General features: G+C 72.8%; 23 protein-coding genes. 1 reads left to right on the forward strand and 22 read right to left on the reverse strand.

The window, feature by feature from the left end; genetic code table 11:
• Positions 1-12: 12 nt before the first annotated feature.
• The 5 genes from metK to B9W62_RS10025 all read right to left on the reverse strand — a co-directional run bounded on the left by metK (position 13) and on the right by B9W62_RS10025 (position 4,030).
• Positions 13-1,236 (reverse strand): methionine adenosyltransferase, encoded by a 1,224-nt coding sequence (gene metK, locus B9W62_RS10010; protein ID WP_087806850.1) that lies wholly within the window; start codon positions 1,234-1,236, stop codon positions 13-15.
• 69 nt (positions 1,237-1,305) lie between these two features.
• Positions 1,306-1,467: a hypothetical protein gene (locus B9W62_RS40145; protein ID WP_179235416.1), complete on the reverse strand. Its 162-nt coding sequence runs from the start codon at positions 1,465-1,467 to the stop codon at positions 1,306-1,308.
• Between the two features lie 18 nt (positions 1,468-1,485).
• A complete protein-coding gene (locus B9W62_RS10015; RefSeq protein ID WP_087811839.1) occupies positions 1,486-2,409 on the reverse strand; it encodes an alpha/beta hydrolase in 924 nt (307 codons plus the stop codon).
• Between the two features lie 26 nt (positions 2,410-2,435).
• Complete coding sequence (locus tag B9W62_RS10020; RefSeq protein WP_256976258.1) at positions 2,436-2,729, reverse strand: acyl-CoA carboxylase epsilon subunit; 294 nt, start codon at positions 2,727-2,729, stop codon at positions 2,436-2,438.
• 203 nt (positions 2,730-2,932) lie between these two features.
• A complete protein-coding gene (locus tag B9W62_RS10025; protein ID WP_087806852.1) occupies positions 2,933-4,030 on the reverse strand; it encodes an NAD(P)/FAD-dependent oxidoreductase in 1,098 nt (365 codons plus the stop codon).
• 278 nt (positions 4,031-4,308) lie between these two features.
• Here B9W62_RS10025 and B9W62_RS10030 point away from each other — a divergent pair, with 278 nt between their 5' ends.
• Positions 4,309-4,767, forward strand: a complete 459-nt coding sequence (locus B9W62_RS10030; protein WP_087806853.1) for a MarR family winged helix-turn-helix transcriptional regulator — start codon at positions 4,309-4,311, stop codon at positions 4,765-4,767.
• Positions 4,768-4,861: 94 nt separating this feature from the next.
• On the opposite strand, the gene B9W62_RS10035 is transcribed toward B9W62_RS10030, so the two are convergent.
• From B9W62_RS10035 to B9W62_RS10115, 17 genes are all read right to left on the reverse strand, one after another.
• Positions 4,862-5,986: an acyl-CoA dehydrogenase family protein gene (locus tag B9W62_RS10035; RefSeq protein WP_087806854.1), complete on the reverse strand. Its 1,125-nt coding sequence runs from the start codon at positions 5,984-5,986 to the stop codon at positions 4,862-4,864.
• On the reverse strand, positions 5,983-6,609 hold the full coding sequence (locus B9W62_RS10040; RefSeq protein ID WP_087806855.1) for an antibiotic biosynthesis monooxygenase family protein: 627 nt from the start codon (positions 6,607-6,609) through the stop codon (positions 5,983-5,985). Before B9W62_RS10040 ends, B9W62_RS10035 begins: the two co-directional genes overlap by 4 nt.
• A 71-nt stretch (positions 6,610-6,680) precedes the next feature.
• Positions 6,681-7,262 carry an NADPH-dependent FMN reductase gene (locus tag B9W62_RS10045; protein ID WP_087806856.1) on the reverse strand — a complete coding sequence of 194 codons (582 nt, stop codon included), beginning with the start codon at positions 7,260-7,262 and terminating at the stop codon, positions 6,681-6,683.
• 163 nt (positions 7,263-7,425) lie between these two features.
• Positions 7,426-8,211 (reverse strand): SDR family oxidoreductase, encoded by a 786-nt coding sequence (locus tag B9W62_RS10050; protein WP_087806857.1) that lies wholly within the window; start codon positions 8,209-8,211, stop codon positions 7,426-7,428.
• A 1-nt stretch (position 8,212) separates the two neighbouring features.
• Positions 8,213-8,905 (reverse strand): antibiotic biosynthesis monooxygenase, encoded by a 693-nt coding sequence (locus B9W62_RS41110; RefSeq protein WP_087806858.1) that lies wholly within the window; start codon positions 8,903-8,905, stop codon positions 8,213-8,215.
• A gap of 9 nt (positions 8,906-8,914) precedes the next feature.
• The gene (locus B9W62_RS10060; RefSeq protein ID WP_087806859.1) at positions 8,915-9,682 is read right to left on the reverse strand and encodes an SDR family NAD(P)-dependent oxidoreductase; all 768 of its coding nucleotides are present in this window, start codon (positions 9,680-9,682) and stop codon (positions 8,915-8,917) included.
• 145 nt (positions 9,683-9,827) lie between these two features.
• Positions 9,828-10,742: an LLM class flavin-dependent oxidoreductase gene (locus B9W62_RS10065; protein ID WP_087806860.1), complete on the reverse strand. Its 915-nt coding sequence runs from the start codon at positions 10,740-10,742 to the stop codon at positions 9,828-9,830.
• Positions 10,743-10,825: 83 nt separating this feature from the next.
• Positions 10,826-11,506, reverse strand: a complete 681-nt coding sequence (locus B9W62_RS10070; RefSeq protein WP_087806861.1) for a hypothetical protein — start codon at positions 11,504-11,506, stop codon at positions 10,826-10,828.
• Between the two features lie 26 nt (positions 11,507-11,532).
• On the reverse strand, positions 11,533-12,564 hold the full coding sequence (locus tag B9W62_RS10075; RefSeq protein ID WP_087806862.1) for a methyltransferase: 1,032 nt from the start codon (positions 12,562-12,564) through the stop codon (positions 11,533-11,535).
• A gap of 47 nt (positions 12,565-12,611) precedes the next feature.
• Complete coding sequence (locus B9W62_RS10080) at positions 12,612-13,844, reverse strand: MFS transporter (RefSeq protein ID WP_256976259.1); 1,233 nt, start codon at positions 13,842-13,844, stop codon at positions 12,612-12,614.
• On the reverse strand, positions 13,838-14,602 hold the full coding sequence (locus B9W62_RS10085; RefSeq protein ID WP_087806863.1) for an SDR family oxidoreductase: 765 nt from the start codon (positions 14,600-14,602) through the stop codon (positions 13,838-13,840). The genes B9W62_RS10080 and B9W62_RS10085 overlap by 7 nt, the downstream gene beginning before the upstream one ends.
• A 40-nt stretch (positions 14,603-14,642) precedes the next feature.
• Positions 14,643-16,628, reverse strand: coding sequence for an SDR family oxidoreductase (locus B9W62_RS10090; protein WP_087806864.1), 1,986 nt, complete (start codon positions 16,626-16,628; stop codon positions 14,643-14,645).
• The gene (locus tag B9W62_RS10095) at positions 16,625-18,106 is read right to left on the reverse strand and encodes an FAD-dependent monooxygenase (RefSeq protein WP_087806865.1); all 1,482 of its coding nucleotides are present in this window, start codon (positions 18,104-18,106) and stop codon (positions 16,625-16,627) included. The genes B9W62_RS10090 and B9W62_RS10095 overlap by 4 nt, the downstream gene beginning before the upstream one ends.
• Positions 18,107-18,120: 14 nt before the next feature.
• Complete coding sequence (locus B9W62_RS10100) at positions 18,121-18,894, reverse strand: 4'-phosphopantetheinyl transferase family protein (protein WP_087806866.1); 774 nt, start codon at positions 18,892-18,894, stop codon at positions 18,121-18,123.
• A 39-nt stretch (positions 18,895-18,933) separates the two neighbouring features.
• On the reverse strand, positions 18,934-19,869 hold the full coding sequence (locus tag B9W62_RS10105; RefSeq protein ID WP_087806867.1) for an aromatase/cyclase: 936 nt from the start codon (positions 19,867-19,869) through the stop codon (positions 18,934-18,936).
• A gap of 20 nt (positions 19,870-19,889) precedes the next feature.
• Positions 19,890-20,675 carry a 3-oxoacyl-ACP reductase FabG gene (gene fabG, locus B9W62_RS10110; RefSeq protein ID WP_087806868.1) on the reverse strand — a complete coding sequence of 262 codons (786 nt, stop codon included), beginning with the start codon at positions 20,673-20,675 and terminating at the stop codon, positions 19,890-19,892.
• Positions 20,676-20,818: 143 nt separating this feature from the next.
• Positions 20,819-21,082: an acyl carrier protein gene (locus B9W62_RS10115; RefSeq protein ID WP_087806869.1), complete on the reverse strand. Its 264-nt coding sequence runs from the start codon at positions 21,080-21,082 to the stop codon at positions 20,819-20,821.
• Positions 21,083-21,092 lie beyond the last annotated feature (10 nt).

The raw sequence follows: 21,092 nt of genomic DNA on the forward strand, positions 1-21,092 counted from the left end.
ACCGGTGTCCGGTCAGACCCCGGCGGCGTCCTTGAGCGCCTGGGCGCGGTCGGTGCGCTCCCAGGTGAAGTCGGGCAGTTCGCGCCCGAAGTGCCCGTAGGCGGCGGTCTGCGCGTAGATGGGCCGCAGCAGGTCCAGGTCCCGGATGATCGCGGCCGGCCGGAGGTCGAAGACCTCGGTGATGGCCTGCTCGATCCTGGCCTGGGCGACCCTGGCGGTGCCGAAGGTCTCGACGAACAGGCCGACCGGCTCGGCCTTGCCGATGGCGTAGGCCACCTGCACCTCGCAGCGCGTCGCCAGGCCCGCGGCGACGACGTTCTTCGCGACCCAGCGCATCGCGTAGGCCGCCGAGCGGTCCACCTTGGAGGGGTCCTTGCCCGAGAACGCGCCACCGCCGTGCCGGGCGTAGCCGCCGTAGGTGTCGATGATGATCTTGCGGCCGGTCAGGCCGGCGTCGCCCATGGGGCCGCCGATCTCGAAGCGGCCCGTCGGGTTGACGAGCAGCCGGTGGTCGTCCGTCTCCAGCTTGATGCCGTCGTCCGCGAGCTGCGCCAGGACGTGCTCGACGACGTGGTGGCGGATGTCCGGAGTCAGCAGCTCGTCCAGGTCGATGCCGGCGGCGTGCTGGGAGGACACGACGACGGTGTCCAGGCGTACCGGCTTGCTGCCCTGGTACTCGATGGTGACCTGCGTCTTCCCGTCGGGCCGCAGGTAGGGCATGGTTCCGTCGCGGCGGACTTCCGACAGCCGGCGGGACAGCCGGTGCGCCAGGTGGATCGGGAGCGGCATCAGCTCCGGGGTCTCGTCGCAGGCGTAGCCGAACATCAGGCCCTGGTCGCCGGCGCCCTGCCGGTCCAGGTCGTCGGTGCCGCCGCCGGTGCCGGCCCCCTCGACCCGGCTCTCGTACGCCACGTCGACGCCCTGGGCGATGTCCGGCGACTGCGCGCCGATCGAGACCGAGACGCCGCAGGAGGCGCCGTCGAAGCCCTTCTGGGAGGAGTCGTAGCCGATCTCGAGGATCTTGTCGCGCACGAGCGGGGCGATCGGCGCGTACGCCTTCGTCGTGACTTCGCCCGCCACGTGCACGAGCCCGGTGGTGATCAGCGTCTCGACGGCGACGCGGGAGGCCGGGTCCTCGCGCAGCAGTGCGTCGAGGACGGTGTCGCTGATCTGGTCGGCGATCTTGTCGGGATGGCCCTCGGTCACGGACTCCGAGGTGAACAGGCGGCGGGACATGTCTCTCCAGGAAGGTGAAGGGTGGCAGGGGTCGGTGTGCGGTGCGGGCGGCGCCGCGGCGCGTGGTGGCTAGTCGGTCCCGCGGAAGATGCACGGGTCCGGCTCGTCGCGCTCCTCGCCCGCCAGCAGGGCTGGTCTCGCCAGGAGGGCGAGGCACTCGCCGGGGTGGTCGACGATGCCGAGGAACTGGTACAGGGGCTCCGGGCGGTGCTCCAGAACGTCGATGGTCATCTCTGCCTGTCTTTCCGGTTACGTGGGTGCTCCTAGGGGGATGGCGGCGCGGGCGCGCCGCTGGGCGGGCGCCGCGTCCTGGGCGAGCAGGCATTCCTCCAGGAAGCCGAGGGCCTTGAGGTGGTAGGTGCGGGCGGCCCAGCCCAGACTGAGGTTGTGTCCGGCGTCCGGCTGGTGGGCGAACAGCACCCGTGGCGCGGCGAGCGGCCGGCGCAGGGCGGCCAGGGACTCGTCGTCCGAGAGCCACCACTGCTCCTGCTCGGCGAAGGTGAAGCGGACCGGTGTCCGCACCCGGCGGGCGATGCCCGGGTACAGGGCGGGCCACTCGGGTCCCTCCAGGGCCTCCAGGGCGGGCACCGGGGAGACCAGGTGCCGCCCCTGCCGGAAGGCGTCCGGCGGATAGAGCCGCAGTGAGCCCCAGTGCCTGCGCCAGTCACCGTGTCCGTCGAGTCCGGGCAGTTGGTGGGCGCTCACCGCCAGGCGGGTGCCGAGGCCGGAGATGTCCAGCCCCAGCAGGGCGCCACCGCGCGCTTCCGCGGCCGCCGCCAGGGCGAGTTTGCCGCCGTTGGAGTGGGCTACGACGAACAGCCCCGCGCCGGTGTCGTGGGCGGCCGTGAAGGCGTCGAGTCCGTCGTGCAGGGTTGCGGCCTGGTCGGCCAGTGACTGTCCGCGGGGCAGGTGTGCGGCCGAGGCGCCGTAGCCGGGCCGGTCGACGGCCAGGACGGTGTAGCCGAGGGCGGCGCCGAGGGTGAGCAGCGAGAGCCCCGGGCGGGCGCGGCTGTCGAAGTAGCCCGCCCGCATGCCACCGCCGTGCACCGCGACCACGACGGCCCTCGGCGGCCCCGGGCGCGCCTCGGCGAGCAGCCCCGACAGCGGGACCCCGCCTGCGGGGAGGAGGATCTCCCGCACCACGGGGCCGCCGGTTTCGGGCAGTGGTGTCATGGGGCGGTCGTTCGTGCCCGGCAGCGTCATCGCCGGGGCACGGTGTCGCGCCAGCTGCGCGGAGTGCCGGGGCGGGACCGGCGTTCCAGGCGGCGCCAGCAGGCCGTGCGGCGCTCCGGCTCCGGGTCGGGGTCCTGCCCGTCCGGTCCGGGCAGGGCGCCGGTGCGGGCCAGCAGCACCGCGGTCAGGGCGGCGAGTTCGGCCTCGTCGGGGTTGCCCTTCTCGACGCGCAGGAAGGGTTCGGCGGCGCGACCGGTGTCCGTTGCGGGTGGGCCGTCGCCCGGGGTGCCCGCACTGTCCATGAAGGGTGGTGGTGGCATGGCCTCGTCTCCGTGGTGTGGGAAGTGGCGCGGTTCCGGGTCGGGAAACACGAAGTCGGGAAGTCGGGAAGTCGGGAAGTCGGGAGTTCGGAGTCGGGAAACACGAACGCCGCGCGAGCTCGCCGGTCCAATGGCGGGGGAATTCTCAAAGGACCGGCGGGCTCGCGCGGCGGGCTCGGGCGGTGGTTGCGCGGTGCGGCGGATCAGTCCGCGGTCGGGCCGAACTGCCCGGTGAAGCGGCCGGTGAACAGATCCGCGCCCTTGTACTCGGAGACCATCGCGGCCGGGGCCACGAACGGGCCGTCGGGCGAGGGCAGCTGCCCCACGCCGCCCTTGGGGCCGAGCGGGAGCAGGATCATGGGGAACGGCAGGGGCTGGTAGGTGGCCGAGGGCTGCTCACCCTTCAGCTGCGCGATGATGTTCTTGGCCACGACCTCGGCGTGCTGCATCGCGTAGCCGGCCATCTTGGCCTCCGCGACGTCGGTGATGTCGCCGACCGCGTAGACGTTCTCGTGCCCCTCGACGTTGAGGTGCTCCGTGACCGGGACCTGGCCCTGGGCGTTGCGGGTGGTGAGCTTGCCGTCGGCGAGGTAGTCGCTGTTGGTGCTCGTGCCGAACGCGCGGAACCAGATGTCGGCCGTGATCTCGTCGCCGCCGGTGGTGGCGACGGTGATGGCGCCCGCGTGCCCGGCCTCCGTGCTCGGCGGCTTCGCGAGGGAGGTGCCCAGGCGCACCTCGACACCCAGTGCGTCGAGCTGGCCGCGCAGATCCTCGACGACCTCCGGCTTGAAGCCGGGCAGCAGCTCGTCGGCCGGGTCCACGATGGTCACCTGCTTGTCCGGCCAGACCTCCTTGATCTCGCCGGCCAGTTCGAGGCCGACCGGGCCGGCGCCGAGGATCAGCACCTTCTCGGACTTGAGCAGTTCACCGTGCGTACGGCGGAGGTCGTCGCGCGCCTCGGCGACGGAGTCCGAGACGGGCTTGGCCGGGTACGCGTAGCCGGAACCGGTGGCCAGGACCACGTAGTCCGCCGCGACGTGCTCGCCGGAGGCCAGGGTGACGCCGGTGGCGTCCACGGAGACCGCGCGGTCGCGGACGACCGTGCCCTTCGTGAGCAGGGTCTTGAAGGGGAAGAACATGTTGCCCGACCACTCGGGCCGGGTCAGTGCGCGCAGTGAACCGGCCGCGTTGACGAACGCGTCCCGGGGGTCGACGAGGACGACGTCAGCCTCGGCCTCCAGCGCCTTGGCGACCGCGGCGCCTCCGTAGCCACCGCCGATGACCGCGACCGTACGACTCATGTGATTCACGCTCCAAAGAGAAATTGCCCGGAGTTCGGACTACGAACAGTAGTGGTTCGCAGTCCGAACCACAACCTCGAAAAGTACAGAGGAAGGTTAAATAGGTACAGGAATTCGTTACGCAATTCAGCCGTCCGTCCGGCGCCCCACCAGCACATACCCGCACCCGGGGCGAGGCACGGAAGACCGGTGATGGACAGAAGGACGTCAGTTCGGCTTGCGAACTTTTCACCATCACGTGATAGTCTCGGCCCGTGGGTAAGCATGATGAGGGCCAGATGGGGATTGTGACCGCGCTGGTGCGGTCCTCATTCCTGGTGAACGCTGTGTACGCCCAGGCGAGCCGGGAGCACGGCCTGACACCGCAGCAGGGTCAACTGCTGTGCGTGCTCATGGCCCAGCCCTACGGCATGGGTGAGCTGAGCACGATGCTGGGACTGGCCAAGTCGAGCCTGTCCGGACTGGTGGACCGCACCGAGAACAACGGCCTGGTGCGGCGTGAGGCCGACCCGCGGGACAGCCGCGGGGTGCGGGTGGCGCTCACCCCGCAGGGCTCACGGCTGGTCGACCGCTTCTACACCGACGCCTGCGAGCGGATCGCGGAGCTGGGCGACGGCCTCGACGACGGCGAGCGCGAGGCGCTCGCCGCGCTGCTCGGCCGCATCCTGGTCGACAACAAGGTCCCCGTGATCTTCGTGGAACCGGATCCCCCGGCCCCGGCCCGGACCCGCGACTGAGCCCGCGACGACCGCCGGGCTCCCGTTCCCGTGCCCGTGCCGACGGGCCGCCGCGCCCCGTCCGCTCAGGCGGGCAGCAGCCCTCGCGTGACGCTCAGGCGGGCAGCAGGCCGCGCGTGTAGCCGAGCGCCGCCGGCTCGAACTGGAGCGCCGCGTGCGAGCCCGCGGCGTGGGCGTCACGCCAGATGCGCTGCATCCCGTGCGACGTCGCCTGGCCCCGTGTGCCGGTCACGTGGAAGAGCCGGTCCACCGCTCCGACGAGCATCTCCACGGCGAGCGTGCTGTCGCGATGGCAGCGTTGGGCCGCTCCCTCCTCGCTCAGCAGCCCCCGGTCGGCGGTCTCGGCGACCCGGGACAGCAGCAGGGCCGCCGCGTCGATCTCCCCGGCCGCACGTGCGTAGGCGATCCGGCTCGTCTCGTGGGCGGCGGCACGGGGTCCGCTCGGGGGCCGGCCCAGGTGCTGCCCGACCAGCGCGAGGGCGCCCCTGGCCGCACCGAGGACCGGCGCGGCGAAGGTCAGTCCGTTCACCGCGAACAGCGGCGCGGTGTGGACGGCGGACGCGGGACCGGGCAGGTCGCCCTGCCGCATGTCGTCCCAGAGGAAGGAGCGGTGGGCCGGCACGAACGCCCCGTCCACGGCCAGGGTGTGGCTGCCGGTGGCCCGCATACCGAGGGTCGACCAGGTCTCGCGGTGGGTGAAGGAGTCCTTCGGCACGGCGAACACCCGGACCGAGCGGTCGCCCTCGCGCGGCAGGGCCGAGCTCAGCAGCGCCCAGTCGGCGAACTCGACACCGCTGACGTAGAGCCAGGTTCCGGACAGCGTCCAGCCGCCGTCCGTCGGCTCCGCCTCCACCCCGGCCGCGACCATGGAGCTGACCAGGCGGGTGTCCGGGCCCTTGGCCCACACCTCCTGCCGGCCCTCCGTCGGCAGGTAGGCGCTGAAGCGCCCGTTGTACGCCCACAGCGAGGCGATCCAGGCGGCGGACGTGCACCCCTCGCCGATCGCGGCCACGGCCTCGGTCACCTGGCCGAAGCTCGCCCCGGCGCCCTCCGCGCCCGGCGGGCCGAAGGCCGCGGCGAAACCGGCGGCCGCCAGCGCCTCCACGGTGTCCGCGGCGAGCCGCCCCGCCGCGTCCGCCTCCTGCGCGCCCCGCCCCGCCGCGCCGGCCGCGGCGCGCAGCGTGCCCGTCCCGGGCCAGGTGCCGCCTCGCCCGCTCATGCCAGGCCCCGGACGTACTCGAGCCGGCAGAGATACAGGTCCGCCGAGGCGAAACCATCCAGCGGAGAGGGCCGCCGCGGACGGCTCAGGAAGGCCTTGAAGCTCTCCTCGTCCCGCCACTGCGCGTACTTGACCACGTGTTCGCCGGACAGGCCCCGGTGCACGGCATGGTTCACGTATCCGGGCGTCTCGCCCAGGTCCGGGTCGTCGTCGGTCATCTCGCGCACCACCTCGGCCTGGCGCTCCGCGGGTGCCGTGACGACCACGGCGACGGTGAAGAGGGGCTTGTCCGCGGACAGTTCGACCACCGGCTCCCAGGTGTGGATCACCTCGCACGGCACGCTGTCCATGCGCGAGTAGGCGAGTGCCTCGCCGAAGCGGCGGCGGGTGCCGGACTCCGCGCGGAAGGCGTCGTAGGCCTCCTTGCTCTCCCACTGCGCGTAGTTGATCACCGACTTGCCGTCGAGGCTCGGGTGGAAGTTGCCCGAGATCAGACCCGGCTGGGTGTGCGCGGGCGGCAGGCCGCGCCACTGGTCCATCAACCGCCGCTGGCCCTCCGGCCCTTGGGTGTGAAAGATGTTGAACAGCGTGAAGTAGCCGTCCTCCACCCGGATGGAACTCATGTCGTCTCCCTCGTGAATCGCGGGCGTCGCCCGGCTGTCGCGCCGAGCGCCTCGGACGGTGTCCGGGCGCGTCAGGCGGCGTACGGGCGCAGGGTGCGGGCGTCCTTGAGCGCGGCCGCCCACCACTGGAGTTTTTCGAGCATGACCTTGGCGGGCACGGTGGCGTCGGGCGCGCGCAGGGCCCCGTCGTCGCCGACGTACTGCCAGACACCGTGGAAGCTGACGGTGTCCCGAATGGTGGCCGCGTGCAGTTCCGCGAAGACCTGGCGGAGCTGCTCCACCGCGCGCAGGCCTCCCGAGAGGCCGCCGTAGGAGACGAACGACACCGGCTTGGCCTGCCACTGCGTGCGGTGCCAGTCGATCAGGTTCTTCATCGGTGCGGTGAAGCTGTGGTTGTACTCGGGCGTGATCACCACGAAGGCGTCCGCCGAGTCGAGGCGGTCACCGACCGCGCCCAGTGCCTCGGCCGACTCCGACCCGGCGCCGTGCGTCAGCGACAGCGGCAGTTCGACGCCGGCCAGGTCCAGGACGTCGACGTCGAACATCGCCGAGGATTCGGCCTCCTCGACGAACCAGCGGGCAACGGCAGGACCGGTGCGGCCCTCGCGGGACGAACCGATGATCACGGCCAGCCGCAGTATGTGCTCGGACATGGTTTTCCTTCCTGTCGGCCCGGGGCCCGGGGGCCCGGCACGGCGAAGGGGACGGACTCGGCGTGAAACGTGAAAGAGGTGCCACGGCGGCGGTGCCACGGCGGCGGGTGCGGTGCGCGCCGAACGCACCGCACCCGCCCGTGTCCGGCGGCCCGTGGGCCGGTCAGGGCCGCCCGCTGCGGATGGCGCGCATCTCGGCCACCCACTTGTCGGCGTCGTCGGCGCGCAGGCGGAAGGAGTCGGCCGAGCCGCGGTGCGTGAAGATGTGCATCCGGTTCTCCTCCACACCGGCGAGCGCGGCCAGCGCGACCTGCCGCGGCGTCAGTACCTCGGAGTGCTCCTTCAACAGGGCGAGCTGCTCGTTGTCGGCGACGCTGGCCGCCAGCATCGGCGTGTCGACCGCCTGCGGCAGCAGACAGGAGACGCCGATGCCCCGGCCGCCGTACTCGACCGCGAGGTACTCGGCGAACGCCACGGCCCCCTGTTTGGCGACCGAGTACGGCGCCGCGCCGAAGGCGGTGAGGACGCCGCAGGCGGCGATCGTCTGGAGGAGGTGGCCGCGGCCCGCCTCCAGCATGGCCGGAAGCACCGCCCGCGCGGCGTACACGTGCGACATCATGTTGACGTCGAGGGCGCGCTTCCAGTCGTCGTCCGACGCGTCGAAGCTGCCGGTCACGGTGAGTCCCGCGTTGGAGACGAACAGGTCGACGTCGCCGAAGCGTTCCCGGGTGCGGGCGACGAGTTCCCGCACGGAGGTCTCGTCGGCCACGTCCGTCCGTACGGCGAGCGTGTCGCCGTCGATCGCGGAGGCCACCCGCTCGGCGCCCTCCGCGTCGATGTCGGAGACGACGACCGCGCGGGCGCCGGCCAGGGCGAGCTGCTCCGCGAGGGCCTTGCCGATGCCGCTCGCGGCACCGGTGACCACCGCGACACTGCCTTCGATCCGCATGTCACGCACTCCCGAACGGATTGGTGATGAGGTAGCGCCATTCCCCGGCGGCGTTCCTGCGCAGCACGTCGAGCCCGCGGCCGGTCCCGGTCATCTCCGGCGCGCCGGGCACCTCGATGCTCCAGTCGACGACCAGCGCGGCGGTGTCGCCGACGACGTAGCTCTCGCTCACCTCGGCCGACAGCTTCGGCTCCCGCTTCAGGAACTCGGCGACGGCCTCCCGGTGTCCGGGGCCGCTGACCGCCTTGCCGGGCTCCCAGACCGCCGCGGCACCCGGTGCGTACACCGCCATGATCGCGTCGATGTCCCGGGCGGCGTAGGCGTCCAGGTACCGCTGGTTCATCTCCTCCGGGCCGGCCGGCTCGCCCGCGGCCCCGTCCGGGTGCGGTCCGGTGCCGCCCACGGGGTGCAACTGGCGCACCTCCAGGTCCTTGGCCAGGTACTCCATGCGGCCGGCCAGGAACTCCTTCATGTACGGCTGGGCCAGGTGCCGGGCCAGGTCCTTCTTCGTCGCCCACGTCTCGTAGAAGACGAAGAGGTCCGCGTCGTCCGCGTCCCGGTTGATCCAGCTGCCCAGGCAGCCCTCCTCGCCGCGCGAGCGTTCCGCGAAGGAGACGAGCAGGGCGGCCAGTTCCGCCGCCCGCTCCGGTTTGGCGTGGGCGAAGCCCACGGCCGACTGTATGTCGTTCTGCATGAGGGCTCCTCAGCCGAGTAGCGTGCCGCCGGTGGCGTCGATGAACGAGCCGGTGACCCAGCGGGCGTCGTCGGACGCGGCGAACGCGACGATGTCCGCCACCTCCGAGACCTCGCCGACCCGGTTGAACACCGACAGGGCGGACATCTGCTCGAGCGCCTCCGGGTCCTGGAAGACCGGGTCGCCGTTGTCGGTGATGCCGGGGGCCACCGTGTTGATGGTGATGTTGCGGGGCGCGAGCACCGGCGCCATGTGCAGCGTGATCTGCTCCAGGGCGCCCTTGCTCATCGCGTAGGCGATCTGGATGGGGAACGCGGAGTGGGTGACGCCGGAGGAGACGTTGACGATGCGGCCGCCGTCCGGGATCAGCTCCAGCGCCTTCTGGATGAGGAAGAACGGCGCCTTGGCGTTGACGGTGTAGCAGTTGTCGATGATGTCCTCGGTGACCGCGCTCGGTCCCGCACCGGTGAACCCGGTGGCGGCGGCGTTGTTCACCAGGATGTCCAGCCGGCTGGAGCCGGTGCGCTCGACCAGTCCGGCCGCCACCCCCTCCAGCAGCTGCTCCACCGCACCGGGCGTGCCCAGCCGGGCCTGCACGGTGAAGGCACGGCCGCCCGCCTCCTCGACGAGGGCCACGGTCTCCTTCGCCGCGCCCTCGTTGTCCGAGTAGTTCACCGCGACGACCGCGCCGTCCTGCGCGAGCCGGAGCGCGATGCCGCGCCCGATGCCGCGACTGGCGCCGGTGACCAGCGCTGTCTTGTTCTGGAGCCTGCTCATGGATAACCCTTCGGAGCTGAGGACTGGGACTGGGACTGGGACTGACTGAGGACTGGCTGAGAGAACCGCCGACAACTGCCGACAACCGCTGAGGACCGCACGGACCGCTGAGGACCGCCGAGGCCCGGGAGCGTGAAAGGCCGGCCTACGGCGCGTCCTTGGCGACGGCCTCGCGCACCGCCGGCGCGATCTCCCCGGCCCAGCGGGCGAGCGAGGGCAGGTCCGGTGTGCCGCCGCGGGGCGAGAAGAGCATGAAGCCGGAGGCACCGTGCTGGAGCACGGCGGCGGTCAGCTCCTCGATCCACTGGCCGGTGGATCCGCCGACCCACCGGCCGTCGCGGTCCCGTGTGGCGGCCAGCGGCCGGTCGGTGATGTGGCCCGGGAAGTTGAAGACCGTGCGGATCTCGCGCGGGTCGCGGCCCGCGGCGGCGGCCGCCTCGTCGATGACCGGGCGCGACGCCCGGTAGCGCTCGCTGGCCCAGTCCGCCGCGTGACCGGGGATCCACCCGTCCGCCACCCGGCCTGTGGCGGCCAGGGACTTGCGGCCGACCGAGCCGGTCCACACCGGGGGCGGCGCCACCGGGGCCGGTTCGATCTGGTTCACCCGGTAGTGACGGCCCTCGAAGGTGACCGGCGGCCCTCCGCCCGACAACTTCTTGACGAGGACGATCGCCTCCTCGAAGGCGTCCACGGCGTCGGACGGCGAGAGCCGTGCCACCCCCATGTCGGCGATCCGCTCCCACAGTCCGCCGGCGCCCATGCCGAGCACGACCCGGCCGCCGGACAGGGCGGCCAGCGACGTCACGGTCCGGGCCAGCATGGCGGGGGGCCGGGTGGGCAGGTTGCTGACGTTCGCGAACCCCGCGAGGCGCTGCGTACGTCCGATGACGAAGCCCAGGGCGGCATAGGCGTCCAGGCGCTGGCCGACGTAGGGGTGGTCCGACAGGGAGAACAGGTCGAGTCCCTCCCGGTCGGCGAGCCGGGCCATGTCGAGCAGTTCCGGCGCGTCGCCGATGGTGCTGTGCGCACCGAAGCCGAAGACGACTTCCCGTGCAGACAATGTCGTGCCTTTCGTGTCAGGTCGTGCGAGGGGTGCGGCGGACCCGCCGGGGCGCGCCGCCGGGTCTGCCGCCCGGCCGGGGCTCAGCCGGCCGCCGGGACGGTCGTGCGGAAGGCGTAGCGGCGGCCCGCTCCGGCCTCCGCCTGCCCCATGTACTCCAGGAGCGGTTCGATCACCTCCTTGATGTGGACCACGGCCTCGGCCTCCGAGGCCCACTCGGACAGCAGGAAGATCCCGTCGTCGTCGGCGGAGACGTGGAAGTTGGCGGCGAGGGCGCCCGGGTAGGCGCGGTCCTCGCCCTCGGTCTTCTCCTCCTTGCCGAGCAGCCCGTCGACCCACGCGCGCGCGGTCCGGCCGTCGTTCATGGCGAAGAACGCGGCCGGGTAGCACTGGACGACCGGCAGCGGCTCGGGCAGGTCGGTGGGCCGCACCACCCGGTACAGCTCGAAGGCGCGGGGCTCGCCGGCGCTCAGGCCGAGCGCGTGCCAGTCGGGCCGGAGGTCCCGTGCCGCTTCCCGCAGGGCCTCCTGCGACGTGCCGTCCGTGTCCCACTGGGCGTAGGTCAGCAGGGACGTGCCGTCGGTGCCGGTGAACAGGGACAGGGCGACCAGGCCTTCGGGCCACGGGGTGGAGCGCCAGCGGGCGACGACCGCGGCCGCGGCGGACTCCAGGCGCTCGGGGCTGCCGCCCACGGCCTCGTCGACCAGGGCGATGGTGACGTCCTGGCGGCCGATGTCCGGCCGGACGTCCGAGGTGCCGGGCATCGTCGTCTCCTCGGGACCGGGGGCGGTCACGGCTTGCGCCCGATGACCAGGACGTCGTCGTTCAGGTCGGCCACCTTCACCGTCTCCGGCCAGAAGCCGGCCTCGCGCAGCCAGCCGTGCAGGTCGTCGGCGGTGTACTCGTGGCCGCCGCGGGACCAGACCAGCATGGTGAGCCCGGCCAGCGCGCCGTGCATGGCGGGCTGTTCGCCGCCGGCCATCGGGTCGTAGACGAAGACGGAGCCGCCGGGCTCCAGGGCGTCGTAGGCCCGCTTCAGCAGCGTGATGCGGTCCTCGACGCCCCAGTTGTGCAGGACGTGGCCGAAGACGAGGACGTCGGCCGTGGGCAGGTCGTCCTTGAAGAAGTCGCCTCCGTGGAAGGTGACCGGCGAGGGGGTGCCGCCGAGCCGGTCCATGTGCCGCTCGAAGGCCGGCTCCAGCGGGGGCAGGTCGAAGACGGCGCCCTTCAGGTGCGGGTTGTGCGTGACCACCTGGTGGGCGAAGTTGCCGCGGGCTCCGCCGACGTCGACGAAGGACGTGTAGCCGCTCCAGTCGAAGCGGCTCAGGGCGACGGAGATGGGCGTGTTGAGCAGGTCCATGCTGTCCAGGAAGCCGTCGGTGGCCTCGGCGTCCGCGTACAGGCTGTCGTACGGGTTGCCGGCCACCGCGGCCTGGTTCTGGGGCTTGCCGGTGCGCAGCGACTCGGCGAGGCCGCCCCAGGCGGGGTTCAGCTCCTGCCGGCAGAAGTGCAGGTAGCCGCCGAGGTATTCGGGGCGGCCGCGGACCAGGAACTGCTCGGCCACGGCGGAGTTGGTGAATTTGCCGTCCCGGGTCTGGAGCAGGCCGAGGTGGCTGAGGCCGGAGAGCAGGTCGTGGGTGCCGAGCTGGACCAGCCCGATGCGCTCGGCGAGCTCGTGGGAGGTCGCCGCCTGCTTCGACAGCTCGGTGAAGACGTTGTGCTCGACGGCGGCCAGCAGCATGTGCGCCTGCCAGGAACCGAGGACGAGACCCATGATCGGGCCGGGGTTCACTGCGGCGTGCTCGGGCGATTCGACGGCCATGACGGATGGGCCTCCTTGGTGTGGTGAACGGGTGGTGCGTACGGGGGTCACGGACGGGTCCGGGCCCGGCGTCCGGCGAGCGCGGCGACGAGGCCGAGGGCCCCGGCCGCGGTGACGAGGGCCAGCGCCGGACGCGGGCCGTCGCCGTGGGTCAGGAGCAGCGCGGCGGGCGGCAGCAGCACCCCGGCGCCGAGCTGCACGCAGGTCTGGTAGAGCGAGACGGCCGCGCCCCGGGCCGCCGCCTCGAACGCCGCCGCGGCCTGGGTGTTCAGGGCGACGAAGGCGCAGCAGAAGCCCGCCTCGACGAGCAGCAGGGACGGCAGCATGCCGAGGACGTACGGGCTGCCCTCGGGCCGGGCCAGGTACAGGGCGTACCCGAGGACGGGGAAGAACGCGCCGAGGGTCACCAGCCGGCGGGTTCCGTACCGGGCGATGAGCCCGCCGGCGACGGGCACGGTCAGCGCGAGGGGGACGCAGGCCGGCAGGAGGGCGAGCGCGGTCTGCCACGGGGGCCAGCCGAAGTCGTCCTGCGCCTGGAACACCATCAGCACCAGAAGGCACTGATAGGTGCCGTTGAGCGACGCGGCGCCCAGCGCGGAGCGCAGCAGCGCGGGCTCCTTCAGCAGGGTCCGGCGGGAGGGCGGGGCCGGCCGGGACCGCGCAGGCCGCCGGGTGCCCCGTTCCCGCGGCAGGACGTACAGTCCGGCCACCAGCAGCGCCAGGGCGATCGGTGCGGGGAAGACGAAGACCCACCGCCAGCTCGCCTCCAGCAACAGCCCGCCCAGGAGCAGTCCCGCGGTGAATCCGGCCGCGCCGAAGAGCGAGTAGACGGACAGGGCCCTGCGCCGGGCGGCCCCCTCGGGGAACAGGTCGTTGATGATGGCCAGGCCGGTCGGTGCGGTCAGGGCCGCGCAGCCGCCCTTGACGACGCGGACCGCGACCAGGAGGGCCAGGCCGTCGGCGAAGGCGCCCGCCACGGAGGCCAGTGCGAACAGCAGCATCGCCCCCAGGTAGCCGCGCCGCCGTCCCGCTCCGGCGTACAGGGACGGGCCGAGCAGCAGCAGTGCGGCGAACCCGAGGGCGAAGCCGCTCATCAGCCACTGGGCACCCCACGGTGTCAGCCCGAAGCCGTCGGCGATCGTCGGCAGCGCGATGAGCACCACGGACACCTCGATGGCGTCGAGCAGCATGTTGCCCGAGAGCACGAGGAGCTGGGTCCACTGCCGGGCGTCCCAGTGCGGCCGCGCCGTGCGCGGGCCCGCCGCGGTGCCGGTCACCACCGCAGGGCCTGTCCCTGGGGGGTGCCGTCCTCGCCGAGGAAGGTCGCGGTGGGCCCGTCGTCGCCGAGGGTGGCCAGGAGCACCGGGATGTGCGCTCCCTGCTCGGTGGTGAGGGTGCCGTGGTGGCCGTTGATGTCCGTGGCCACGAATCCCGGGGAGGCGGCGTTCACCAGGATGCCGGTGCCTCGCAGTTCGTTGGCGTACGTCAGGGTGACGGCGTTGAGGGCGGCCTTGGAGGTGGCGTACGAGAGCATGACGGGGAACTCGCCGGGCGGGTGCACCCCGGTCGGGTCGAGGTTGGCGGCGGCCGCCGAGAGCGAACCGATGGCGCTGCTGACGTTGACGATGCGGGCGGACGGTGCCTCGCGCAGCAGGGGCAGCAGGGCGTTGGTCACCGTGACGACACCGAAGACGTTGGTCTCGTAGACGGTGCGCACCTGGTCGGCCGGCGTCCGGCTCGGCGGCAGCATGGGGCCGCCGACGCCGGCGTTGTTGACCAGGACGTGCAGGAGACCCGCTTCCTCCGTCAGCCGCCGGGCGGCGAGTTCGGCGGACTTCTCGTCCGTCACGTCGAGGTGCAGGAAGCGTACGTCGAGGCCGTCGGCGCGCAGTTCGCGCTCGGTGGTCCGGCCGCGCTCCGCGTCGCGGGCTCCCAGGTAGACGACGTGGCCGCGCTCGGCGAGCTGCCGGGCGATTTCGCGGCCGATCCCCTTGTTGGCTCCGGTGACGACGGCGATGCGCGCGCTCTGAGCGGACATGGTCTCCCTCTCACACTGGGTCGGTTCGGGTGCCGGCGGGTCAGCCGAGCAGGGTGCCGCCGGTGGCGTCGACGAAGGCGCCGGTGATCCAGCGGGCCTCGTCGGTGGTCAGGAAGGTGATGACGTCGGCCACGTCGCCGGCCTCGCCGACCCGGTTGAAGGCCGAGAACCGGGCCATCGCCTCGACGGCCTGCGGGTTGTCGAAGACGGCGCCGCCGTTGTCGGTGATGCCCGGGGCCACGCTGTTGATCGTGATGCCGCGCGGCGCGAGCGTCCGGGCCAGCTGGAAGGTGAGCTGCTCGACGGCGCCCTTGGTCATGGCGTAGGCGACCTGGTCGGGCACGGAGGTGCGGGTGACACCCGTGGTGATGTTGACGATCCGGCCGCCGGCCGGCATCTGCTCCAGGGCCCGCTGGACGATGAAGTACGGCGCCTTGGCGTTGACCGCGAAGTACCGGTCGAACTCCTCGGGGGTGAGGTCCTCGGGCGCCGATCCGGTGGAGGTGACGGCGGCGTTGTTGACGAGGATGTCGAGGCGGGTCTCCCCGATGCGCTCCTTGAGGCCGCGTTCCAGCCCGAGGAAGAGTTCGTGCACGTCGCCGGGGACGCCGAGTTCCGCCCGGACCTTGAAGGCGCTGCCGCCCTCCTTCTCGATGAGCCGGACGGTGTCGTCGGCGGCCTCGTCGTTGGCCGCGTAGTGCACGGCGACCAGCGCGCCCTCACGGGCGAGACGGATCGCCGTCGCCCTGCCGATGCCGCGACTGGAGCCGGTGACGAGGGCCGTCTTGTCGGTGAGCCTGTCCACGGTTGACCTTCCGGGTAGGTGGGTGTGCGAGGAGTGCGGCCGGGTGTCCGGTGCGGGCCGCGGGGGCGGTGCGGCGGCGTCGAGGCCGCTGATCGTGCGGGCGAGGTGGCGCCGGACGGTGGCGAACTCCAGCAGTTCGCCGAAGACTTCGCGCAGTGCGGTCACCTCGTCCGGGCCGAACAGCAGGTGGGCCTGGGCCCGGATGTTGGCCAGCGTGTGCGCCCCGGCCGGGTGCCGCTCGGCGTGGTAGGTGTCGAGCAGCCGGGGCGCCGCCTGCCCGGTGACCACCCGGGCGAGCTTGGGGCCGAGGTCGGCCGCGTCCTGGAGACCGAGGTTCACCGCCTGGCCGCCCACCGGCATCTGGCGGTGCGCGGCGTCACCGGCGAGCAGCACCCGGCCGCGCCGGTACTCGGTGGCCTGGCGGGAGGCGTTGCCGAAGCGGTTGAGCCAGAGTGCGCGCCCGTGCCCGATGTCCTCCCCGGTCACCGCGGACCAGGCGGCCGCGACCTGGGAGAAGGTCACGTCGCCGGTGGGCTGTTCGCCGTGCCGGTGGACCATGAGCCGGGTGGTGCCGTCGGGCCGGCGGTAGGCGGTGGCGATCCCGGCGGGATAGCGCTTGAGCCGCCGGTCGTCGATGTCGAGGCCGGCGACGTCCGCGCGCAGCATCACCCGGTCGGCCTCGCGTCCGGCGAACTCGAACCCGCCGAGGCCGCGCACGGTGCTGTCCTCGCCGTCGCAGCCGACCAGGTAGGCGGCGGTGAGCCGGTGGCCGCGGCCGCCGGGCCCGCGTACGTCGACGTGGACCCGGTCGGCGGTCTGCCGCAGACCGGTCACGGTGTGCCCGCGCCGGATCCGGGCACCCAGGTCGAGGGCGTGGCGCTCCAGTTCGGTCTCCAGGTGGTACTGGAGGCACTCCCACTGCCCGGCGTACGGATGGTCCGGGTCGGCCTCGGCGAGGTCGAGCCGCAGGCCGCCGAAGTGGCCGGGTCCCACGGCCGGAAGGTCGCCGAGCTTTGGCAGCAGGCCGCGGTCGGCGAAGATCTCCATGGTCCGCGCGTGCAGGACGGACGCCCGGGACTCCCCCGTCGGCTCGGTCAGCCGCTCCAGGACGAGGACGTCCGCGCCGCCGGCCCGCAACTCGGCCGCGAGGAACAGTCCGACGGGCCCGGCTCCGGCCAGGATCACGTCGGCGTGGCCGGCGGCCGCGTCGTGCCGGCTCATCGGCGTCGGTCCGCGGCGGGCCCGAACCAGCGGGTGAGGGCGGAGTTCAGCTGCTGGTGGCTGCCGGGGGCGGCCCAGGCGACATAGCCGTCGGGCCGCAGCAGAACGGCCGTGGTGCCGGCCGCCGGGCTGTTCTCCCGAACGGCGTCGGCGGTCGCGGTCACGACGTCGACGCGGTCCCGCCAGGCCTGGGCCCGGCGGCGCAGTACGGCGTTGTCGTCGAGGTCGAGCAGGACCCCGCGCCCGGCCCGCAGCAGCGCGGTGCTGCTCGTCGGGCTGGCGGCCGTGGCGAGCTGGAGGTGCGGGAGCCGGCGGCCGAGCAGCGCGCTGGTGCCGCCACCGACGTCGTAGCGGATGTCCAGGCCGCTGACCTTGGCCGCCAGGTGGCGGGCGGCGTCGGGGTGGCGGATCAGTTCGGCGAGGACGCCGCGCAGCGGCTCGGCCTCCTCGCCGCCCAGGACCAGCAGGCTCTGCGCCCGGGTGTTGGCGAGCAGGTTCCGGCCGACCTCGTGGCGCTCGGAGTGGTAGGTGTCGAGGAGTTCCTCGGGCGCGTCGCCGCGCAGCACGGAGGCCAGCTTCCAGCCCAGGTTGTAGGAGTCCTGGATGCTGGTGTTCATGCCCTGGCCGCCGGCGGGCAGATGCACGTGGGCGGAGTCGCCGGCCAGCAGGACGCGGCCCCGCCGGTACTCGGTGACCTGGCGGGTGGCGTCGCCGAAGGCGCTGACCCAGACCGGCTCGGCGTGCGAGATGTCGATGCCGGTGAGGCGCTTCCAGAGGTCGGCGACCTCGGCGAACTCGGGGGCGGCGGTGCGGCGGCGGGGGGCGATGCCCCGCTCGCCGACGATGACGCGGTGGATTCCGCCGGCCAGCTTGGCGACCATCACGAAGCCGCCGCCGACCTGCTGTCCGGTCATCCGGGGTGCCAGCTCGACGCCGCGCAGGTCGGCGAGGAGCATCTCGGTCGTGGCGGCGGTGCCGGGGAAGTCGAAGCCGGCCGCCTTGCGCACCGTGCTGCGTCCACCGTCGCAGCCGACGAGGTAGCGGGCCTCGATCGTCTCCTCGACGTCCCCGTGGCGCACCGTCACGGTGACCCCGTCGCCGGTGTCCTCGATGGCCAGGCACTCGTGCCCGCGCCGTATGTCGGCGCCGAGATCGACCGCCCAGGCCTCCAGGGCCTGTTCCGTCACCGACTGCGGCACGGTGCGGGCCGCCTCGTGCGCCGCTTCGAGGATGCCCATGTCCAGCGGCAGGCCGCCGAAGTGGCCCATGCCGCTGGTCTCGTACGCACCGAGCCGGCCGAGGAGTCCGCGCTGGTCGAACACCTCCATGGTGCCGATGGTCAGCCCGATGCCCCGGGACTCCCCGGTGCGGTGGGGGTGCCGTTCCAGCACGATGACGTCGGTCCCCGCGAGCCGCAGTTCCCCGGCGAGCATCAGCCCGGCGGGTCCCGCTCCAACAATGACCACCGAAGCGTCCATGAACCTCTCCTTCGTCAAGCCAGCGGTCGCGCCGCCGACAGCGGTGCTCCCGCCGGGCCGTCGTACAGGCAGGCCACCGGCAGCGAGCTCAGTGTGATGAGCGGCTCCGCGCCCGTGGCCAGGACGGCGGCCGCCGCGTGCCGCGGCCCCACCCGTACGTCGCGCACGATCCAGCCGGACGGGCGGGCGGGGGCGCCGGCGTCGGTTCCGTCGCCCAGATAGTCGAGGGCCGGCCTGCGGCGCAGGCCCGTGCCCAGTCCCTTCAGATAGGCCTCCTTGCGTGTCCACAGCTGCGCGAAGGCCGCCGGCCGCGACCGCTCGGGCAGGCGCGCCAGTTCGCGCCATTCCGCCGGGTGGAGCGTGGGCCCGCACAGCCTCACCGTGTCGATCGTCGGCGTGCGCTGCACGTCCACGCCGACGACCACTGCGGCCGTCCCGATGAGGATCAGTCCGTGGCTGTGCGACAGGGAGAAGTGCAGCGGCACGGGCGGGTCCCACAGCACGGGCCGGCCTGTGCCGCGCGCGGACGCCGGGCCGGGTGCGCGGCCCAGCCGCAGCCGCTCGGGCGGGTAGCCGGTGGCGGCGGCGAGGATCCGGCGCAGCGCGATGTGCGCCGCGAGGTACTGCACCCGGTCCTGGGGACGCAGGTACAGTTCCGCGCGGCGTACTTCCGCGGCGTCGAGTTCACGTGCCGCCAGCCGGGACGCCGCGGGGCTGTCCGGCGGCGGGGGGCGCACCAGCCACAGCGAGAGCCGGGGCGGGTCGCGCGGCAGGGGGATCGTCGGCATCACCGCGGGTGCTCCGTGGGCCGTCGTCCGCCACCGGCCTCAGCGCCGGCCCTCGGCGTACGCCTTGGCGTGGCCGAGGGTGGCTCTGCTGTTCGTGCTCAGCGCCTGGTGCACGTACGCGCGGGCGTCGGCGACGGTGGCGTCCTCGCCGAGGACGCGGGCGATGTTGGCGGTGTTGAGTACGACGGTGTGCTGCGAGGAGGCGGTGACGCCGGTGTCGGTCTCGGTGAAGGTCCAGTAGCCGGTGTGCAGCGTCATCAGCGCCGGGAGGGTCACCTGCTTGTAGGCGATCCGGTGGTGCGGGAACGTCACCCGGTACGACTTGGTGGTGTGCACGGAGCCGTCCCGGGCGCGGGTGTCCATCTCCAGGGTCTGGAGGCCGGGGGTGTCCTCGGTCAGGCGCACGGTGGCGACGTGGGGCAGCCGCTGCTCCCACAGGTCCGCCTCGTTGATGAAGTCGTAGACGTCCTTGGCGGCGCCGTCCACGGTCACGGAGTCCTCGAAGGAGAAGGTGAGCGCGTCCTCGGCGTGGGCGCGCTCGACGTTGGTCCGCAGGGCCGCGAGCTCCGAGCGCGAGTTGCGGTCGACGGCCTCGTCGATCCACTCCAGGTGCGCGGGGTCGTCGTCCACGGCCCGGTAGTCGTGCAGCAGCCGGATGCGGCACTGTGCCGCGGAGACCGGTTCGATGATCCAGGCGCCGCCCATGGCCGCGACCGGCGGGGTGGACACCTCCTGACGGAAGTCGATCCGCAGGTTCGCGGGGTCCAGGACGCGGCGCGAGGTCCAGTTCTTGGCCTCCCCGTTGGCGGTCGCCCAGATCTGGATGCGCTCCTTTCCGGGCTCGAGTTCCGCGTGCTCGACGTGGATGGTCGGCGGGAAGATCCGCGGCCAGTTCGCCACCTCGGCGATCAGCCGGTACACCGTCTCGGCCGGTGCGGCCGCGGTGATCTCGTGCTCGACCTCACGGATGGTCATGGTCAGCCCTCCTCGGGACGTCAGAAGTTGCCGAGTCCGCCGCAGACGTTGAGCGCCTGCGCGGTGATGGAGGCCGCCGTGTCGGAGGCCAGGTAGCCGACGAGGCCGGCCACCTCTTCGGGCGTGGAGTACCGGCCGAGCGGGATCTTGGCCTGGAACTTCTCCAGGATGGCGGCCTCGTCGGTGTCGTAGGCGGCGGCGTAGCCCTGGCGCACGCGCTGGGCCATGGGGGTCTCCACATAGCCCGGGCAGACCGCGTTGACGGTGATGCCGGTGGGCGCCAGCTCGTTGCCGAGCGCCTTGGTGAAGCCGACGACTCCGTGCTTGGAGGCGGAGTACGGGGCGCCGAGGACGACGCCCTGCTTGCCCGCCGTCGAGGCGATGTTGATGATCCGCCCGCGGTCCTTGTGCCGCATGCCGCCGGTGTTGAGGACCTCGCGGGTCACCCGGAAGACGCTGTTGAGGTTGGTCTCGATGACGTCCGCCCACAGCTCGTCCGGTAGGTCGGCGGTGACTCCGCCGCCGCTGCGGCCGGCGTTGTTGACCAGCACGTCGATGGTGCCGAAGGCGTCGACGGCCGCCTGCACGAAGCCCCGGACGGCGTCGGCCGAGCGGACGTCGACGCTGGTGCCGCCGACGTCCAGGCCCTCGCCCTGGAGTTCCTTCACGGTCGCTGCGACGTTGTCGGCGTCACGGGCGCCGAGGAACACGCGGTGGCCCTGCTGGGCGAGGAGCCGGGCGGCCGCGAGGCCGATTCCGCTGGTGGCTCCGGTGACGAGAGCGACCCGCTTCTCCTGGTCTGGCATTGTCTGTCGTCTCCAGTGGTCCGATGTGGCTCGGTGAGTGGTGCGGTGCGCGGGACGCCGCACGCGCCGCCGCCCCCTCGGGCTGGAGGGGGCGGCGCGGTGCGGTACGGGCGGTGATCGGCGTCCCGCCGGGGAGGAGCGGGTCAGGCGGCGACGCGGAGACGGGAGTTGATCGTCTCGATGAGCGAGCGCGGGGTGTGCGCGATGCTGAGCACGTCCTCGTCGAGCGAGATGCCGTACTCGCGCTCGATCCGGCTGCCGGTCTCCAGCAGAGCGAGGGACTCGTAGTTCAGTGACTCGAAGTCGGTGTCGAGGATGTCCCCGTCGAGGTTGACGGACTCGTCGGCACCGGCGGCCTCCACCAGGATGCGGCGGAGGTCGTCGAGGGTGAATTCCTGATCAGCCATGGCGTTTCCT

It is taken from the genome of Streptomyces sp. CS113, from assembly GCF_002188365.1.
Taxonomy (GTDB): Bacteria; Actinomycetota; Actinomycetes; order Streptomycetales; family Streptomycetaceae; genus Streptomyces; species Streptomyces tendae.

What these genes read in the sequence shown, in the direction of transcription:
- metK (WP_087806850.1), bottom strand. Translation starts at nt 1,236, where the DNA reads ATGTCCCGCCGCCTGTTCACCTCGGAGTCCGTGACCGAGGGCCATCCC.
- B9W62_RS40145 (WP_179235416.1), bottom strand. Translation starts at nt 1,467, where the DNA reads ATGACCATCGACGTTCTGGAGCACCGCCCGGAGCCCCTGTACCAGTTC.
- B9W62_RS10015 (WP_087811839.1), bottom strand. Translation starts at nt 2,409, where the DNA reads ATGACACCACTGCCCGAAACCGGCGGCCCCGTGGTGCGGGAGATCCTC.
- B9W62_RS10020 (WP_256976258.1), bottom strand. Translation starts at nt 2,729, where the DNA reads ATGCCACCACCACCCTTCATGGACAGTGCGGGCACCCCGGGCGACGGC.
- B9W62_RS10025 (WP_087806852.1), bottom strand. Translation starts at nt 4,030, where the DNA reads ATGAGTCGTACGGTCGCGGTCATCGGCGGTGGCTACGGAGGCGCCGCG.
- B9W62_RS10030 (WP_087806853.1), top strand. Translation starts at nt 4,309, where the DNA reads ATGGGGATTGTGACCGCGCTGGTGCGGTCCTCATTCCTGGTGAACGCT.
- B9W62_RS10035 (WP_087806854.1), bottom strand. Translation starts at nt 5,986, where the DNA reads ATGAGCGGGCGAGGCGGCACCTGGCCCGGGACGGGCACGCTGCGCGCC.
- B9W62_RS10040 (WP_087806855.1), bottom strand. Translation starts at nt 6,609, where the DNA reads ATGAGTTCCATCCGGGTGGAGGACGGCTACTTCACGCTGTTCAACATC.
- B9W62_RS10045 (WP_087806856.1), bottom strand. Translation starts at nt 7,262, where the DNA reads ATGTCCGAGCACATACTGCGGCTGGCCGTGATCATCGGTTCGTCCCGC.
- B9W62_RS10050 (WP_087806857.1), bottom strand. Translation starts at nt 8,211, where the DNA reads ATGCGGATCGAAGGCAGTGTCGCGGTGGTCACCGGTGCCGCGAGCGGC.
- B9W62_RS41110 (WP_087806858.1), bottom strand. Translation starts at nt 8,905, where the DNA reads ATGCAGAACGACATACAGTCGGCCGTGGGCTTCGCCCACGCCAAACCG.
- B9W62_RS10060 (WP_087806859.1), bottom strand. Translation starts at nt 9,682, where the DNA reads ATGAGCAGGCTCCAGAACAAGACAGCGCTGGTCACCGGCGCCAGTCGC.
- B9W62_RS10070 (WP_087806861.1), bottom strand. Translation starts at nt 11,506, where the DNA reads ATGCCCGGCACCTCGGACGTCCGGCCGGACATCGGCCGCCAGGACGTC.
- B9W62_RS10075 (WP_087806862.1), bottom strand. Translation starts at nt 12,564, where the DNA reads ATGGCCGTCGAATCGCCCGAGCACGCCGCAGTGAACCCCGGCCCGATC.
- B9W62_RS10085 (WP_087806863.1), bottom strand. Translation starts at nt 14,602, where the DNA reads ATGTCCGCTCAGAGCGCGCGCATCGCCGTCGTCACCGGAGCCAACAAG.
- B9W62_RS10090 (WP_087806864.1), bottom strand. Translation starts at nt 16,628, where the DNA reads ATGAGCCGGCACGACGCGGCCGCCGGCCACGCCGACGTGATCCTGGCC.
- B9W62_RS10095 (WP_087806865.1), bottom strand. Translation starts at nt 18,106, where the DNA reads ATGGACGCTTCGGTGGTCATTGTTGGAGCGGGACCCGCCGGGCTGATG.
- B9W62_RS10100 (WP_087806866.1), bottom strand. Translation starts at nt 18,894, where the DNA reads ATGCCGACGATCCCCCTGCCGCGCGACCCGCCCCGGCTCTCGCTGTGG.
- B9W62_RS10105 (WP_087806867.1), bottom strand. Translation starts at nt 19,869, where the DNA reads ATGACCATCCGTGAGGTCGAGCACGAGATCACCGCGGCCGCACCGGCC.
- fabG (WP_087806868.1), bottom strand. Translation starts at nt 20,675, where the DNA reads ATGCCAGACCAGGAGAAGCGGGTCGCTCTCGTCACCGGAGCCACCAGC.
- B9W62_RS10115 (WP_087806869.1), bottom strand. Translation starts at nt 21,082, where the DNA reads ATGGCTGATCAGGAATTCACCCTCGACGACCTCCGCCGCATCCTGGTG.